Source organism: Tsukamurella sp. NPDC003166 (assembly GCF_040611135.1).
In the GTDB taxonomy this organism is placed as follows: Bacteria; Actinomycetota; Actinomycetes; order Mycobacteriales; family Mycobacteriaceae; genus Tsukamurella.
The window spans coordinates 60627-76293 of sequence record NZ_JBEXNL010000023.1 but is presented as its reverse complement, the minus strand read 5'-3'; the positions used below and the strand labels follow the sequence as shown (position 1 = coordinate 76293).

Genomic DNA, 15667 nt, shown 5'->3' with positions numbered 1-15667 from the left:
GGGCCGCAACGCCATGCCCACAATCCCGAACCGCGCCCGAAAACACCAATCCGAAACCGATCAGGACGGGACGGCCACCTCATGAAAGATCGAGGTTAGCGCCGCTCGGTCCGCGCAGTGGTCGATCGCGCGGTGGAACGTCCACGGTGCGCCGTCGATCGCCTCGACGATCCTTGTCACGGCCGGCAGGTCCACGGCGCCGTCCGCGGTGAGGAAGCCGAGCACGAACTCCTCCGCGCCAGCGCTCCTCAGCTCGACGGTGCGCCGCACCAGCGCGTCCAGATTCCCGGGCGCGAAGCCGTCGGCGAGCCGAATCATCACGCGCACCGGGATGTCCACGGCGGCGCGGACCTCCGCGACAGTGGCGGGGGAGGGGCTCAGCCCGTCTGCCGCCATGTCGGCGACGAGCTCCACCCGGTCCGCCCCGCCCTCCTGAGCGGCGATCCCGTCGCGCGCGTTCAGGGCGATCACTTCGAGCAGTGCCATGAAACCAGTCTCCCAAAGGCGCCGCTGGAAATCCGATGGACCGAAGTGTTGCGGCCGAATACGCTGCCGTGCATGGATATGCGCAAGCTCCCCGAATCGCTGCGGCAGTGCTACTGCCGTCGGTTCGGCGTGCCCGCATAACCTGCGGCAACCCGGGCCGTCGCTCCACCGCCGGCCCGGAGCCATGCATCACACGCATGGCCACTCGGACCGGTGACCATCACACCGAGACGAGAAAGACATGGAGAAGATCAGCAAGTCCTTGGTCTCGTGGGCGTCCATCCTGGACGAGAAGACCCGCGAGCAGGCGATCACCACGGCGAAGCTGCCGTTCATCTACCCGCACATCGCGTTGATGCCCGACGCCCACCTGGGCAAGGGCGCCACCGTCGGCTCGGTCATCCCGAGTCTCGGCGCCGTGATCCCCGCGGCGGTCGGCGTCGACATCGGCTGCGGCATGATCGCGGTCCGCACCCAGTTCACGCTGGCCGACCTGCCCGATGACCGCGCGACGGTCCGCGAGGCCATCGAGCGGGCGGTTCCGCTCTCGCCCGGCCGCTACAACAAGAAGGTCGTGGCCACGGCGGAGCCCAGGATCGCGGAGCTGGAGACGCTCGCCGAGCGGGCGGACTTCAACCCGTCCCAGTACGCTGGGAACTGGAAGCTCCAGCTGGGCACCCTCGGCGGCGGGAATCACTTCATCGAGATCAGCCTCGATGAGGACGACACCGTCTGGGCGTTCCTGCACTCCGGCTCCCGCGGCGTGGGCAACAAGATCGCCCAGCACCACATCGCCGTGGCGACCCGGCTGTGCAAGCAGTGGTGGATCCCGCTGCCGGACCCGGACCTCGCGTACCTCGTGGAGGGCACGCCGGAGTTCCGCCGGTACATCGCCGAGCTGACGTGGGCGCAGCACTTCGCGCTGCTCAACCGTGAGGAGATGATGGACCGGGTGATCCGGCAGCTCGGCGAGTGGGTGGGCACGCCCGTCGTGGAGGCCGAGCGGATCAACTGCCACCACAACTTCACCAAGCGTGAGAAGCACTTCGGCAAGGAGGTGTGGGTGTCGAGGAAGGGTGCGATCGAGGCCACCGAGGGCAAGCTCGGCCTGATCCCGGGCTCGATGGGCACCGCGTCGTACATCGTCGAGGGCAAGGGCTACGCCCCGTCGCTGAACAGCTCGCCGCACGGAGCGGGCAGGGAGTACTCCCGGTCCGCGGCGCGTAGGGCCTTCACGCACGAGCAGCTGCGGGAGGCCATGGTGGGCATCGAGTTCCGCGACAGCCCCGACTTCATCGACGAGATCCCGCAGGCATACAAGCCGATCGACCGGGTGATGGCCGACGCGGAGCAGTTGGTCACGGTCCGCGCCGTCCTGCGCCAGATCGTCAACGTCAAGGGGCAGTGACTCGTTCCCCGGCTGGGTGCTCTCAGCCGGGGAACGGGTCCTCCGTGTGACCGACGAGGTCGGCGACGGAATCGATGGTGCGGGTGGGGCGGTACGGGTAGGCGGTCACCGACTCGCGGGTGGAGATGCCGGTGAGCACGAGGATGGTGCGCAGCCCCGCCTCCAGGCCGCAGACGATGTCGGTGTCCATCCGATCGCCGATCATCAGCGTGTCCGCGGAGTGCGCCCCGAGTGCCCGCAACGCCGACCGCATCATCAGCGAGTTCGGCTTGCCCACGTAGTAGGGGGAGCGGCCCGTGGCCTCGCGGATCAGAGCGGCCACGGCACCGGTCGCCGGCAGTAGTCCGTCGCGCGACGGTCCCGTCGGGTCCGGGTTCGTCGCGATGAAGCGCGAGCCACGGTCGATCAGGCGGATCGCCGTGGTGATCGCCTCGAAGGAGTAGGTCCGGGTCTCGCCGAGCACCACGTAGTCGGGATCGTTGTCGGTGAGCACGTAGCCGGCGTCGTGCAGCGCCGTCGTCAGGCCCGACTCGCCGACGACGTAGGCGGTGCCGTTGGGCCGCTGGTCCTGGAGGAACTTCGCGGTGGCGAGCGCGGAGGTCCAGATCCGCGACTCGGGGATGTCGAGGCCGGTGGCGACCAGGCGGGCGCGCAGGTCGCGCGGGGTGCGCGTCGAGTTGTTGGTGAGCACCATGAACGGCGTCCCGGCGGCCGTCAGCTCCGCGATGAAGGCGTCGGCGCCGGGAATCAGGTGCTCCTCGTGGACCAGCACCCCGTCCATGTCCATCAGGTACGTCCACTCGCTCATGCCCGCGAATCTACTCCCGGAGGTTTGGCGTCGCCGTGATTCGAACCTTGACGACGGGCCGCGCGACAGGGCATTCTCGACGCAGGTCATGAGTGCCAGCGACAAGCCCCGGCTCGCTGGTCGGCAACCCTCCTCCGCGGTGGGGTGCTCCGGGTGACGACCTGGCCGCACCGAACGAGTGCGGCAAGCGCGGATTCGCGGCACGTCGGAAACGGGTGCCGTGCGTCCTCATACCGAAGGACATCTCTCATGAGCATCGCCACCACCGAGCGCGCCGTCTGCCTCACCCCGACCGTCACGTCGCCTCTCGCCGCCGCCCGCAGCACGCCGCTGCCGCTGGGTCCGCTGGCGCGGGTGACCGGCGCGGACGAGTACGTCCCGGTCAGCGACGGTGCGACCGTCCGCTACGCCAACTTCGACTACGCCGCGAGCGCCCCGGCCCTGGTCGAGGTGCGGCAGGCGGTCCAGGAGGCGCTGGGCGAGTACGCGAGCGTGCACCGCGGCGCCGGCTACCTCTCGCAGCGATCGACGTCCCGCTACGAGTGGGCCCGGGAGATCGTCGCCGAGTTCGTGGGCGCCCGCGCCGATGACCACGTCATCTTCACCGGTAACACCACCGACTCGATCAACCTGCTGGCGGGCTGCGTCCCCGGCGAGGTCGTGGTCCTCGATTGCGAGCACCACGCGAACCTGCTGCCGTGGAAGCGGATCGGCGCGCGAGTGGTCTCGGCGCCGCTGTCGATCGAGGGCACCCTCGAGGTGCTCGAGAAGGAGCTGCGCAGCCGCCCCGCCGCCCTGGTCAGCGTGACCGGCGCGTCCAACGTCACCGGCGAGGTGCTGCCCGTCCGCCGGCTCGCCGCGCTCGCCCATCGGCACGGCGCACGGATCGCCGTCGACGGTGCCCAGCTGGTTCCGCACCGTCGGATCTCCTTGCGCGAGAGCGGTGTCGATTACCTCGCCTTCTCCGGGCACAAGCTGTACGCACCCTTCGGCTCCGGTGTGCTCGTCGGTCGCGCCGACTGGTTCGACGAGGCCGAGCCCGTCCGCTGCGGCGGTGGCGCCAGCTACGAGGTGATCGGCACGCCCGTCTCGAAGTCCGTCGAAGTCGCCTGGCACACCGGCCCCGCGCGGCACGAGGCCGGCTCGCCCAACGTCCTGGGCGCGGTCGCCATCGCCGCCGCCTGCGAGGCCATCGAGCGCCTCGGCGAGGACGCGATCACCCGGCACGAGCGCTTCCTCACCGACCTGCTGCTGCGTTCGCTCGAGGGCATCGACGGGGTCCGCACGCTGAAGATCTGGGCCGATTCCACTGAGCGGGTCGGCATCGTCGCCTTCACCGTGGCCGGCCACACGCCCCGCGAGGTCGCCGAGTTCCTGTCCGACGAGTACGGGATCGGCGTGCGGGACGGGAAGTTCTGCGCCCACCCCGTTGTTGATCGGTTGGGATGCTCCGACGGTGCCGTCCGCGCGAGCATCGGCCTCGGCACCGGTGAGAACGACGTGCGCCGCCTGGCGGGCGCCCTCGAAGACCTGTCCGCACGGACGAAGTGAACCCTGGAGGAACCATGACCGTCTCCCGCCCCGCACTGCTGGTCACCGTCGACGGTGAGCCCGGCTCCGCGGCACTGACCCGGGTCCGCGCCGCGGATCTGCGGCTCGCGCAGCGTCAGCGCGGCTACCTGCGCGCCGAGGACGAGCGCGCGGGGCGGGAGCCCGGCGCGGTGGCGCTCGAAGTGGACGTCGTCATCGACGAACGGGCCGCGGACGCCCGCGCCAGCTACGCCCCGGACGGCGCCGCGCCGCAGGGCATCACGTACATCGGCACCCCGTCGGGTCTGAGGTCCCTGATCGAGGACGTGTACGCGGCCGAGGTGGCGGATGCCGTGGTCCTGCGACCCGTGGGCGGCTCCCGCACCAAGGACCTCATCGCCACCCTCCTCGCCGCATAGGCGCGGTCCGGGCGGCGCGCGGCATACTGATCGGCGTGACCGAGCAGTACTCCGCCCGTACCGAGAACGTCCGCGCGGCCCTGGCCGCGGCGGGCCACCCCGACACCGTCCGGCACGTGCCCGACGGCGCGAAGACGGCTGCCGACGCCGCTGCCGCCCTGGGCTGCGAGGTGGGAGCCATCGCGAACAGCCTGATCTTCCTCGCCGACGGTGCGCCGCTGCTCGTGCTGTCGAGCGGTCGGCACCGCGTGGACACCGTAGGGCTGGCGGCGCGGCTCGGTGTGGGCCGCATCTCCCGTGCGAAGCCGGACGACGTGGCCGCGGCCACGGGGCAGGTGATCGGCGGCGTCTCGCCCGTGGGACACCCGGCGCCCCTGGTGACCGTGATCGACGAGTCGCTGCGCGACTTCCCGGACCTGTACGCCGCCGCGGGGACGCACGATACGATCTTCCGCACGGATTTCGCGGCGCTGGTGGCGCTCACCGGTGCCAGGATCGTCACGACATCGGGTGGTTAGGCCGCTTCGTCCGAGTCGACTCGCACTCCTAATAATTGTAGGCTGCACGTAGTTTTGCATGCCCGAACACGGTGACGTGATCGGATGGGACCTGCGGAGGCGTGATGACGGACGAGGAACGAGCGGACCGGATCGAGGGGATCGTCGGCGTGATCGCCGAACTGACCCGCCTGAAGGAGCGGCACGCGGTGATGACCCGGCATGCGGTCGCGCCGGACGGCGTGGAGCTGGCCGCGTACACCGCGCTGTTCGCGCTGGTGAAGGGCGGGCCGATGCGCTCGTCCGCGCTGGCTGAGCAGATCCACACGGACCCGTCGACGGCCAGCCGGTACGTGACGACGCTGACCAACCTGGGCTACGCCGAGCGCACCGCCGACCCCTCGGACCGGCGCGCCGCCCTGGTGTCCGCCACGGAGGCCGGCGAGGCCAAGGTCGCGTTCATCCGCGAGCAGCGCAACGAGAAGCTGCGCCCGCTCATGGAGGAGTGGACCGACGAGGAGATCGACCAGTTCGTGGTCCTCGGCAACCGCGCGCTGCTGCAGTTCGAGCAGGCGCTCAAGCTCATGCGGGGTGCCGAGTGACCGCGGTGACGGCGGACGCCGTCGAGACCCCTGCGCCGTCCCTGACCCACAAGCAGATCCTCTACATCCTGTCGGGTCTGATGATCGGGATGTTCCTCGCGGCGCTCGACCAGACCATCGTGTCCACCGCGATCCGGACCATCGCCGACGACCTCAACGGCTATCAGTTGCAGGCGTGGGTCACGACGGCGTACCTGATCACGTCGACGATCGTCACGCCGCTCTACGGCAAGCTCTCGGACATCTACGGTCGCAAGCCCTTCTTCATGTTCGCCATCACGGTGTTCGTGATCGGCTCCCTGCTGTGCAGTACCTCCACGTCGATGTACGAGCTCGCTGCGTTCCGCGCGGTGCAGGGACTCGGCGCCGGCGGCCTGATGTCGTTGGCGCTCACCATTATCGGCGATATCGTTCCGCCTCGTGAGCGGGCGAAGTACCAGGGCTACTTCCTCGCGGTGTTCGGCTCGAGCTCGGTGCTGGGCCCCGTTCTCGGCGGCCTCTTCTCCGGCGCCGATCACATCCTGGGCATCTCCGGTTGGCGCTGGGTGTTCCTCGTCAACGTGCCGGTGGGCATGGTCGCGCTGGCCGTGGTGTTCCGCGTGCTGCGGCTGCCGCACACCCGGCGCACCGGAGTGCGGATCGACTGGTTCGGCGCCGTCGCGCTCGCGGTCGGCCTGGTGCCGCTGCTCATCGTCGCCGAGCAGGGCCAGAAGTGGGGCTGGGGCTCCACCAACGCCCTGATCTGCTACGGCATCGGCGCGGCCGGCATCGTGGCCTTCATCGTGATCGAGAAGGTCATGGGCGAGGACGCGATCATCCCGCTGCGCATCTTCAAGAACGTGATCTTCGCGCAGGGCATCGTCATCTCGATGGTCGTCGGCGCCGCCATGTTCGGCGGGATCTCGCTCCTGCCGCAGTACTTCCAGGTGGTCCACGGCGCCAGTCCGATGAAGGCCGGCTTCCTGATGCTGCCGATGGTGGCGGGCCTGATGGTGGGCTCGATCGTCGCCGGGCAGATGATCTCGCGCACCGGCAAGTACCGGATCTACCCCATCATCGGCGCGACGCTGCTCACCGCGGGCATGTTCGGCATGCACTACATCACCGCCGACGTGCAGATCGGCTGGGTCATGGGTGGTGCGGCCGTCATCGGCTTCGGCCTCGGCAACCTCATGCAGCCGCTCACACTGGCGCTGCAGAACATCCTGCCGCCGCGCGACATGGGCGTCTCGACCGCCGCCGCGACCTTCTTCCGCCAGATCGGCGCGACGCTCGGTGTCGCGGTGTTCCTCTCGGTCCTGTTCGCACAGATGCCGCAGAAGATGAAGGGGCGACTGAGCGATGCCGCGTCGGACCCGGACTACACCGCAGCGGTCCAGCGCGCCGCCGCGGGCCACGACGGCCAGCAGGCACAGGACTTCGCGACGGGTCTGGTGCACGGCGATTCCCGCGCAGTGAGCGGGGTCATGGACAACACGTCGGTCTTGGAGAAGCTCCCCGCGACCCTGGTGCATCCGCTCAAGGCCGGTTTCGCCGACTCGATGGACGTGGTCTTCCTGTTCGTGACCATCCTCGCCGCGATCGGCCTGGTGCTGGTGCTGTTCTGGAAGTCCGTGCCGCTGCGCGCCGCGCCCGCGATCGAGACGCGGGGCGCCGAGGAGACGGGCACTGCTCCGGTCGCGGCGTCGGAGACGGTGGAGTCCGCCGAGATCGCCGCCGCTGCCGAATCGGTGGCCGGTGTCGCTCCCGTGGGCACGGGTGGGGGTGACTCGCCGACCGGTCCGATCCCGTTGACGTCCCCCGGGCCGCGTCCGGAACCGCCGACGGGGCCCGTTCCTGCGCCGTCGCCCGGACTCGTCCGCGCGACGGCGACGCCCTCGCGCACGGAGATCGACGAGCTGCGGGCCCAGAACGCCTCTCTTGCGGCGGAGCTCGCGGAGTTGCGGACGGGGTACCGGGCGATCGCGGGAAGCACGCGGTTGCGTGCGTCCGGGATCACCGACCCGGTGCGGTTCGCCGTCGAGGGCACGGCGCCCGGTGGGGCGCGCGCCGGTCGGCTGGTACTGCCGCGCGGTGAGATCGCCACGCCGGCTTTCGTTCCGGTGGCGGTTCGGGGTGCGATCGCGGGGCTGACGCCGCGGGAGCTGACGGACCTGGGCACGCAGGCGCTGACCGTCGACCTGCACGAGTTGTACCTGCAGCCCGGACCGGACGTGATCGAGGGGATCGGCGGTATCGGTCGGGCGATGGCCTGGCCGGCGCCGATCATCGCCGACACGGGTGCGGCCGCGATCGCGGCGCAGCCCAAGACCCGGATCACCGACGAGGGCATCGCCTTCCGGAGCCGGCTCGACGGTTCCCCGCGCCGCTGGGATGCCGAGGAGGCGGTGCGCCTGGCGCACCGGATGGGTTTCGATGTCGCGTTCGCCCTGGCCGATCCCGCGGATCCGGGCCGGACGGAGCGGTGGGCGCGGCGCGCGCTGGCCGAGCACGGTTGGCAGACCGCGGATCGGCACGACGCCGTCTCGCTGTGGGCAGTGGTGGCCGGCGGTGCGGATCCGGAGGCTCGACGGTCCGCCGCCCGCGCGGTGCGGCGCCTGGCCGACGAGGACCGTCGGGCCGGCGGCCTGGGCTTCGGTGGCTACCGGCTCGAGGGCGTGCAGGATCCGGCCGCGCTGCGGGCCGCCGTCGGCGAGCTGGAGGCGGATCGTCCTCGGTACGTGGCGGCGGTCGACGACCCGGCCGACCTGCTGGCGGCGATCGAGGCGGGAGCCGACCTGGTCGATGGGACCGCCCCGGCGCGTGCGGGGGCGGAGGGTCGCGTGTTCACCTCGACGGGCGTCCTGAACGTCACGGATCCGTCGCTGCGGGCGGACTTCCGGCCCCTCGACCCGGCGGGTCCGGGTGTGCTCGGCGGGAACCGGGTGGACGAGTTCACCCGGGCGTACGTGCACCACTTGTTCGCGGCGAACGAGGGCCTCGCGGTCACCCTGTGCACGTTGCACAACGAGCACTTCTTCGTCGGCCTCGCCGCCGCGGCACGCAAAGCCATCCTCACTGGCGGCTATCCGGATTTCGCGATGTCGTTCCTCCGGGGGTTCGGTAAGGTCTAGCCCGATCCCCGTACTCCGATCGGCAGGAGAAAGCCGTTGCGCCGCAATGACCTGAACCGCTCTTTGAGCATCCTCGCGGCGGCCGCCGCGGTGGGCCTCGCGCTCACCGCGTGCGGTGGCGGCGGTGGCGACGCCGCCCCGTCGTCGACCGCTGCGGACGCGGCCCCCGTCGACGCGGCGAAGGCGCTCAGCCCGGCGGAGGTGCCCGCCGGGCTGACGGTGACCACCGTGCCGAACGACACCGCCTTCCAGTCCGCGATGGAGGCCGTCGGTCAGGTGCAGGCCGCGCAGATCACCCCGGCGGCGTGCAAGGACAAGAACGCGGCAGCGCAGCAGGAACTGCTCGAGACCATCAAATTCGGCCTGCAACAGAGCCTGTCCAAGGACGCGACGGTGCGGTACGGGGTCACGTTGCTCCCCAGCTCGGCGCGCCTGTCCGCGTTCGAGGCGGCGGGCACCGGCGAGTGCACGTCGATCTCGTTCGGCGACGCGCTCAAGCAGACGACGGCCCGCAAGGACCTGCCCGCCGGCGTCACCGGCGCCCAGGGCTTCGTCTTCGAGATCGACCGGGCCGTCAACGGGCAGACCGCGCACTCGGCGGCCGCCTACTTCACCAAGGGGGGCGTGCTGGCGATGGTCAACGCCAACCCGGGGCCCGACGGTACCGTCGACCGGGCGACATTCGACGACATCGTGAAGCGCGTGGCGGCCAAGCTGTAACCCCCACGACGAGCGAAGCGGCGGCGAGGAGCTCCTCGCCGCCGCTTCGTCTCTTCAGCCGTCAGTGCGCATCGGAACCGGCGGTCTCGGCGCGGGCCACGGAGCGAGCGATCTCCTCCTCGGCCTCCTTCTTGCCCACCCAGGTCGAGCCCTTGACGAACTTGCCGGGCTCGAGGTCCTTGTAGTGCACGAAGAAGTGCTCGATGGCGTCCAGCTCGAACTTGTCGATATCGCCGATGTCCTGCACCGAATCCCAGCGGGGATCGCCGGCGGGCACGACGAGAACCTTGTCGTCGCCGCCCTTCTCGTCCTCCATCTTGAACATGCCGATCGCGCGGCAGTCCACGAGCGCACCGGGGACCACCGACTCCTGCAGCAGGACCAGCGCGTCCAGCGGGTCGCCGTCCTCGCCGAGGGTGTCCTCGATGTAGCCGTAGTCGGTGGGGTAGCCGAACGCCGTGTAGAGGTAGCGGTCCAGCTTGAGGCGACCCGTCTTGTGGTCCACCTCGTACTTGTTCCGCGAGCCCTTCGCGATCTCGACGGTGACCTCGAATTCCACGCTCATTGTTTCCCTTCGCTGCGCTCAACCATGCACGCTGAGGATACCCGTGTCGGGATGCCGTTAGGCTGGTACGGTGCGACGCTCGCGGATCCGACGAACCCTGATGCGCCTCGCGGTCACCGTGATCGTGCTGGCGCTCGTCGTCGTCGGCACCGTCGCCGCCGCCCTCGGGTGGGGTGTCTACCGGGATCGGCAGAACCTCTCCGAGCATGTCCCGCCCCGCCCGGCGGAGGCTGCGTACAGCCCCGCGATCGGTGCGGTGACGGCATCGAATCAGCCCGGCTCGGCCGGTGTGACCACGCAGATCGCCGCCGCGCTGCGCAACCCGGACCTGGGCGACCTGACCGGCGTGATAGCCGACGCCGCCACGGGGACCGTGCTCTGGCAGCGCGACGCGGCACGGCCCCGCACCCCGGCGTCGACCACCAAGGTACTCACCGCGGCGGCCGCGCTGCTCACGCTGCCCGCCGACAAGCGGATCACCACCACGGTCGTCGCCGGTTCGGCTCCGGGCGAGGCGGTCCTCGTCGGTGCGGGCGATCCGACCCTGCGCTCCGGCACGGCGTCGATCTTCACCGACGCGCCCAAGATCGAGGACCTGGCCGCGCAGCTCCGCCGGTCCGGCACGGCGATCACGCACGTCGTCGTCGACACCTCCCTGTTCACCGGCACCGACTTCGGCCGCGGCTGGGACCGCGCCGACATCGCCGGGGGCGACATCACGCCGCTCCAGTCCCTCATCGTGGACTCGGGCCGGATCCGGCCCGGCGAGGACTACTCGCCGCGCGTGCCCGATCCCGCCCTCGCCGCGGGCCGCGCGCTGGCGTCCGCGCTGGGCCTGCCGCCCACGGCCGTCTCCGCGGGCACCGCGCCACAGGGCGCCACGCGGCTCGCCGCCGTGCAGAGCGCGCCGCTGAGCGTCCGCCTGCACGACGCGCTGGTCCATTCGGACAACGTCCTCGCCGAGAGCATCGGTCGTGAGGTCGCCGCCGCCGCGGGGCAGCCCCTGTCCTTCGACGGCTCCACGCGCGCCGTGATCGACACGCTCCGCACCGCGGGGTTCGACCTGACCGGCGTGGAGCTCTCCGACGTGGACGGCCTGTCCACCTTCAACCGCATTCCCGCCCGGGTGCTCGACGGGATCGTCACCGCCGCGGCCGGCGCCGGCAAGCCGCAACTGCGCCCCCTGCTCGACCTGCTGCCCGTCGCCGGGGCCACCGGCACCCTCGCCGACCGGTACGTCACCGTCAACCGGCCCGGCGCGGGATACGTGCGCGCCAAGACCGGAAGCCTCTCGGGTGTTTCCACGCTCGCCGGGTACGTCGCGACGCGCGACGGTGCCGTCCTCACCTTCACGCTGATGTCCTCCGGCACGCCGGTCGACGTGGCCCGTCCGGCCATGGACGCCGTGACCGCCGCGCTGCGCGGCTGCGGGTGCAGCTGATCGTCATGGGGAAGTCGATTCAGCCGCGCGCGCAGGTGGACTGGGCTCTTGCGGCCGCGTCCGGCCGGCGGGTCGCTCGCGTCCTGGGCGACGGTCCGGCGACCACGGGCTACACCCGCGACCGGGCGTCCGCGCAACTGCTCGACTTCGCCGCCGCGGCGGAGGAGCACGTCCGCGCCGTCACGGGCCTGCTCGTGCCCGGCGCGATCCCGCCGGCGCGCACGGTTGATCGGCAACAATGGGTCTCGGCGGCGGCGCGATCCATGGAGGCGCTCATCGAGCCCGAGGACGCACGGCATCCCGGCCTGGGGGCCAGGCTGGCCGGCGTCCAGGCCGGGGCGATGCTCGGCATGGTCTCCGGTTCCGTTCTGGGACAGTACGACCCGTTCGGTGTGCCGGGTGGCGAACTGCTGCTCGTCGTGCCGAACGTGCTCGCCGTCGAGCGCGCCCTCCGACTGAACGCCGACGACTTCCGGATGTGGGTGTGCCTGCACGAGGTGACGCACCGCGTGCAGTTCGGCGCCCACCCGTGGCTGCGGGACTACATGCGCGACAACGTCTCCGCGCTCACCGGTGGCACGGGTACGGGCACCGTCGGCGATCTCCTGGACCGGACGACGCGTGCGCTGTCGGGCGGCGCCCGGCACACCGGGATCATCGGCGTGCTCGAGATCGCCGCGCCCGCCGAACAGTTCGCGGCCATCGAACGCCTGCTCATGCTCGGCACCCTGCTCGAGGGTCACGCCGATCACGTCATGGACGCCGCCGGGCCCTCGGTGATCCCGACCGTCGCGACCATCCGCGCCGCGTTCGACCGGCGGCGGGCGGCACCGTCGAATCCCCTGCAGCGACTGCTCCGGGTCCTGCTGGGCATGGACGCCAAGATCGCGCAGTACGTGCGCGGCAAGAAGTTCGTCGACGCCGTGGTCGCCGACGTGGGCATGCAGCGGTTCAACCATGTGTGGACGGGGCCCGAGACCCTGCCGCTGCCCGACGAGCTCGACGATCCGCGGCGCTGGATCGACCGGGTGCTGTGAACCGCCCGGGGCCGGCGGTGCTGCGCGTGCGGCAGGCGGTCCGGGCCTGGCTCGCCGCTCACGGATCCGGCTCGACGGTGGCCGTGGCCCTGTCCGGCGGCGCGGACTCGCTCGCGCTTCTGACCGGTGTGCTGGCCGAGGGGCTGGACGCCGTCGCCCTCGTCGTCGACCACCGCCTGCAGGCGGGTTCGGCCGAGGTCGCGGGCCGGGCGGCGACCCTGGCCCGGGAGCTGGGCGCGCGCCGCGCCGAGGTCCTGACGGTCACCGTCGACGGTGCGGGCGGGCCCGAGGCTGCGGCCCGGGCGGCCAGGTACGCGGCCCTGGACGCCGCGCGCGACGGCGTCCCCGTGCTGCTCGGTCACACCCTCGACGACCAGGCCGAGACGGTGCTGCTGGGCCTCGGGCGGGGTAGCGGCGCGCGGTCGCTCGCGGGCATGGCCCCGTGGATCGACCCGTACGGGCGGCCGCTGCTGGGCGTGCGCCGCGCGGACACGCGGGCGGCGTGCGCCGAGCTCGGGCTCGCGCCCTGGGACGATCCGCACAACGTCGATCCGCGGTTCGCGCGCGTGCGGATCCGGACCGAGGCGCTGCCCCTCCTGGAGGAGATCCTCGGTGGGGGAGTGGCCGAGGCGCTCGCCCGCACCGCGGCGTCGCTGCGGGCGGACAACGAGGCGCTCGACGGGCTGGCGCCGGCACCGTCGGGCCCCGAACTGAGCGTCGACGAACTGGCGGGACTCCCTGCGGCCCTGAGGATCCGGGCGTTGCGGGTGTGGCTCGCAGCGCGGGGCGCGCGGGCCCTGACGGCGACCCACCTCGCCGCCGTGGACGCCCTGGTCATGGACTGGCGCGGACAGGGCCCGACGGCGATCCCGGGCGGAAGTGCGGGGCGGCGGCTGCAGGTGCATCGGACAGGTGGCATTCTGAGGGTGTGGTGAACGGCACTGGTGAGTTGTACGCGGGAGACATCGCCTCGGTGGTCCTCTCGGAGGAGCAGATCAAGCAGCGGACCGCGGAGCTCGCGGCGCAGATCGCGCAGGAGTACGGCGAGCGGGAGACCGACCTCCTCCTGATCACCGTGCTCAAGGGCGCGGTCATGTTCGTGACCGACCTGGCCCGGGCGCTGCCCGTGCCCACCCAGCTCGAGTTCATGGCGGTGTCCAGCTACGGCAGCTCGACCTCCAGCTCCGGCGTGGTGCGGATCCTCAAGGACCTCGACCGCGACATCGCGGGCCGCGACGTGCTCATCGTCGAGGACATCATCGACTCCGGCCTCACGCTGAGCTGGCTGCTGCGCAACCTCGCCACCCGGCAGCCGCGCTCGCTCGAGGTGGTCACGCTGCTCCGCAAGCCCGATGCGGTGCGCGTCGATGTGGACGTCAAGTGGGTCGGCTTCGACATCCCCAACGAGTTCGTCGTGGGCTACGGCCTCGATTACGCCGAGCGCTACCGCGATCTGCCGTACATCGGCGTGCTGGAACCCAAGGTCTACAGCGAATGACGCTGCTCACCGCTGCGGCCACCGCGGAGCGGGTGCGATCGGGCCGGCTCACCGCCGTCGCCGCCACCCGCGAGGCGCTCGCCCGCATCGGTGACGACGCGGTGCACGGCTGGCGCGTGCTGCGCCCCGAGGAGGCCCTCGCCGAGGCCGCCGCCGTCGACGCCCGCGCCGACCGGTACTCGCTGTCGCTTGCGGGCGTGCCCATCGCGATCAAGGACAACGTCGCCGTCTCCGGGTACCGCACGCTCGACGGTGTGTCCGAGGCCTGCGGCGCGGGCCTGCCGATCGAACAGGCCGACCACCCCGTCGTGAAGCGGCTGCGCGGCGCCGGCGCCGTCGTCGTCGGGCTGACCCGGGTACCGGAGCTGTGTCTCTGGGCGATGACCGACGACGCCCGCGAGGTCGTGGGCAACCCGCACCGCCCGGGCCGTACCCCGGGCGGCAGCTCCGGTGGTAGCGCGGCCGTCGTGGCAGCGGGCCATGTCGCGCTCGCGCACGGCAACGACGGTCTCGGCTCCCTGCGCGGGCCGGCCGCATGCACGGGCATCGTCGCGATCAAGCCCGGGCGCGGCGTCGTGCCGGCGCAGCTCGGCCCCACCGACTGGTTCGGCATGTCCGAGAACGGGCCGATGACGCGGACCGTCGAGGACGCCGCCCTGGGACTGTCCGTGCTCGCGGGGCGCCCCGACCTCGCCGTGGTGGGCGACGGTGCCGGCCTGCGCGTGGGGCTGGGCCTCAACCGGCCGACGCCCGTGACCTTCACCTCCCGCCCGATCCTCGCCGCGGTGCGCGATGCGGCGGGCCGGTTGTCGGCGCAGGGCCACTCGGTGCGCGATGTCCGTGTGCCCTACCCGGCGTCGCCGCTGCCGCTGCTCGCCCGCTGGGCGGCCGCCGCCGCGACCGACGCCGACGACATCGTCGCGCGCGGCGCGAATCCGGCTCTGCTGCAGGCCCGTACCCGGCGGCACGTGGCCCTCGGCCGGGTCGTCGCCCGACGGGGCCTCGTCCGGCCCGCGGAGGCCGCACGCATCGAATCGTCGCTCGAGCGCTTCTTCGCCGATCAGCGTCTCGATGTGCTGGTGACCCCGGCGCTGGCCCGCAGGCCCGCGCCCGCGCGCCGGTACAGCGCACTGCCGTGGGCGGCCAGCGCGATCCCGAGCCTGGCCTACGCGCCCTGCCCCAGCCTGTGGAACCTCGTCGGCTGGCCCGCGATGACGGTGCCCTTCCAGGGCGAGGGCGTGCAGCTCATCGCGCGCCCCGGCGGTGAGGCGGACCTCCTGGCGTTGGCCGCCAAGATCGAGCAGTAGGCGCGCCGCCGCCACCCGCGCGCGGCGCGGGGGACGACGGCCCGGCGTTGGGGGCGACGGTGCCGCGGGGCGGCCTGGGGTACGGGGACGGGACGCTGTTCTCGGTCACCGCAGCATCATGAAACGGCGCGAAACGGACGTTGTTCGCTCTGGGCGCACGTACGCACCCGGCCCCGTTCGGGCGGTGCACGGTAACCTGGGTAGTCGACCCTGCGCGGCTCTCCGCGCCGCCGGAA

The 15667-nt window shown here is 71.8% G+C and carries 15 protein-coding genes, 1 pseudogene and 1 riboswitch; of the genes and pseudogenes, 13 read left to right on the top strand and 3 right to left on the bottom strand.

Going from position 1 to position 15667, the window contains the following annotated elements:
* Nucleotides 1-60: 60 nt before the first annotated feature.
* Nucleotides 61-486 (bottom strand): copper homeostasis protein CutC, encoded by a 426-nt coding sequence (locus ABZX10_RS20585; RefSeq protein WP_355544343.1) that lies wholly within the window; start codon nucleotides 484-486, stop codon nucleotides 61-63.
* Between the two features lie 241 nt (nucleotides 487-727).
* On the opposite strand from ABZX10_RS20585, the gene ABZX10_RS20580 reads away from it, so the two are divergent.
* Nucleotides 728-1894, top strand: a complete 1167-nt coding sequence (locus ABZX10_RS20580) for an RtcB family protein (RefSeq protein WP_355544340.1) — start codon at nucleotides 728-730, stop codon at nucleotides 1892-1894.
* Nucleotides 1895-1916: 22 nt separating this feature from the next.
* On the opposite strand, the gene ABZX10_RS20575 is transcribed toward ABZX10_RS20580, so the two are convergent.
* The gene (locus ABZX10_RS20575; protein WP_161499513.1) at nucleotides 1917-2702 is read right to left on the bottom strand and encodes an HAD-IIA family hydrolase; all 786 of its coding nucleotides are present in this window, start codon (nucleotides 2700-2702) and stop codon (nucleotides 1917-1919) included.
* Between the two features lie 84 nt (nucleotides 2703-2786).
* Nucleotides 2787-2898: riboswitch (SAM riboswitch) on the top strand.
* Between the two features lie 53 nt (nucleotides 2899-2951).
* Between ABZX10_RS20575 and ABZX10_RS20570 the strand changes: the two genes are divergently transcribed.
* The 7 genes and pseudogenes from ABZX10_RS20570 (at nucleotide 2952) to ABZX10_RS20540 (ending at nucleotide 9583) form a co-directional block, all read left to right on the top strand.
* Nucleotides 2952-4253 carry an aminotransferase class V-fold PLP-dependent enzyme gene (locus ABZX10_RS20570; RefSeq protein ID WP_355544335.1) on the top strand — a complete coding sequence of 434 codons (1302 nt, stop codon included), beginning with the start codon at nucleotides 2952-2954 and terminating at the stop codon, nucleotides 4251-4253.
* A 14-nt stretch (nucleotides 4254-4267) separates the two neighbouring features.
* Entirely contained in the window at nucleotides 4268-4651 is a 384-nt protein-coding gene (locus ABZX10_RS20565; RefSeq protein WP_355544332.1) for a hypothetical protein, read from the top strand.
* 35 nt (nucleotides 4652-4686) lie between these two features.
* On the top strand, nucleotides 4687-5169 hold the full coding sequence (locus ABZX10_RS20560) for a YbaK/EbsC family protein (RefSeq protein WP_355544329.1): 483 nt from the start codon (nucleotides 4687-4689) through the stop codon (nucleotides 5167-5169).
* Between the two features lie 104 nt (nucleotides 5170-5273).
* Nucleotides 5274-5750, top strand: coding sequence for a MarR family transcriptional regulator (locus tag ABZX10_RS20555; RefSeq protein ID WP_355544326.1), 477 nt, complete (start codon nucleotides 5274-5276; stop codon nucleotides 5748-5750).
* Nucleotides 5747-7378: pseudogene (locus ABZX10_RS20550) on the top strand (MDR family MFS transporter); the annotation flags it as partial. The gene ABZX10_RS20555 and the pseudogene ABZX10_RS20550, both read left to right, overlap by 4 nt.
* Nucleotides 7364-8863: a tRNA-guanine transglycosylase gene (locus ABZX10_RS20545; protein ID WP_355544358.1), complete on the top strand. Its 1500-nt coding sequence runs from the start codon at nucleotides 7364-7366 to the stop codon at nucleotides 8861-8863. The pseudogene ABZX10_RS20550 and the gene ABZX10_RS20545, both read left to right, overlap by 15 nt.
* Nucleotides 8864-8899: 36 nt before the next feature.
* Entirely contained in the window at nucleotides 8900-9583 is a 684-nt protein-coding gene (locus tag ABZX10_RS20540; RefSeq protein WP_355544323.1) for a hypothetical protein, read from the top strand.
* Between the two features lie 61 nt (nucleotides 9584-9644).
* Here ABZX10_RS20540 and ABZX10_RS20535 read toward each other — a convergent pair whose 3' ends face one another.
* Nucleotides 9645-10142, bottom strand: a complete 498-nt coding sequence (locus tag ABZX10_RS20535) for an inorganic diphosphatase (RefSeq protein WP_168544416.1) — start codon at nucleotides 10140-10142, stop codon at nucleotides 9645-9647.
* Between the two features lie 76 nt (nucleotides 10143-10218).
* Between ABZX10_RS20535 and dacB the strand changes: the two genes are divergently transcribed.
* The 5 genes from dacB to ABZX10_RS20510 are packed head-to-tail and all read left to right on the top strand — an operon-like array spanning nucleotide 10219 to nucleotide 15431.
* Nucleotides 10219-11589 (top strand): D-alanyl-D-alanine carboxypeptidase/D-alanyl-D-alanine-endopeptidase, encoded by a 1371-nt coding sequence (gene dacB, locus ABZX10_RS20530; RefSeq protein ID WP_355544320.1) that lies wholly within the window; start codon nucleotides 10219-10221, stop codon nucleotides 11587-11589.
* Between the two features lie 5 nt (nucleotides 11590-11594).
* Nucleotides 11595-12626: a zinc-dependent metalloprotease gene (locus tag ABZX10_RS20525; RefSeq protein ID WP_355544317.1), complete on the top strand. Its 1032-nt coding sequence runs from the start codon at nucleotides 11595-11597 to the stop codon at nucleotides 12624-12626.
* Nucleotides 12623-13561: a tRNA lysidine(34) synthetase TilS gene (gene tilS / locus ABZX10_RS20520; protein WP_355544314.1), complete on the top strand. Its 939-nt coding sequence runs from the start codon at nucleotides 12623-12625 to the stop codon at nucleotides 13559-13561. Before ABZX10_RS20525 ends, tilS begins: the two co-directional genes overlap by 4 nt.
* Nucleotides 13555-14124, top strand: coding sequence for a hypoxanthine phosphoribosyltransferase (gene hpt / locus ABZX10_RS20515; RefSeq protein WP_139058065.1), 570 nt, complete (start codon nucleotides 13555-13557; stop codon nucleotides 14122-14124). Before tilS ends, hpt begins: the two co-directional genes overlap by 7 nt.
* Nucleotides 14121-15431 (top strand): amidase family protein, encoded by a 1311-nt coding sequence (locus ABZX10_RS20510; protein ID WP_355544310.1) that lies wholly within the window; start codon nucleotides 14121-14123, stop codon nucleotides 15429-15431. Before hpt ends, ABZX10_RS20510 begins: the two co-directional genes overlap by 4 nt.
* Nucleotides 15432-15667 lie beyond the last annotated feature (236 nt).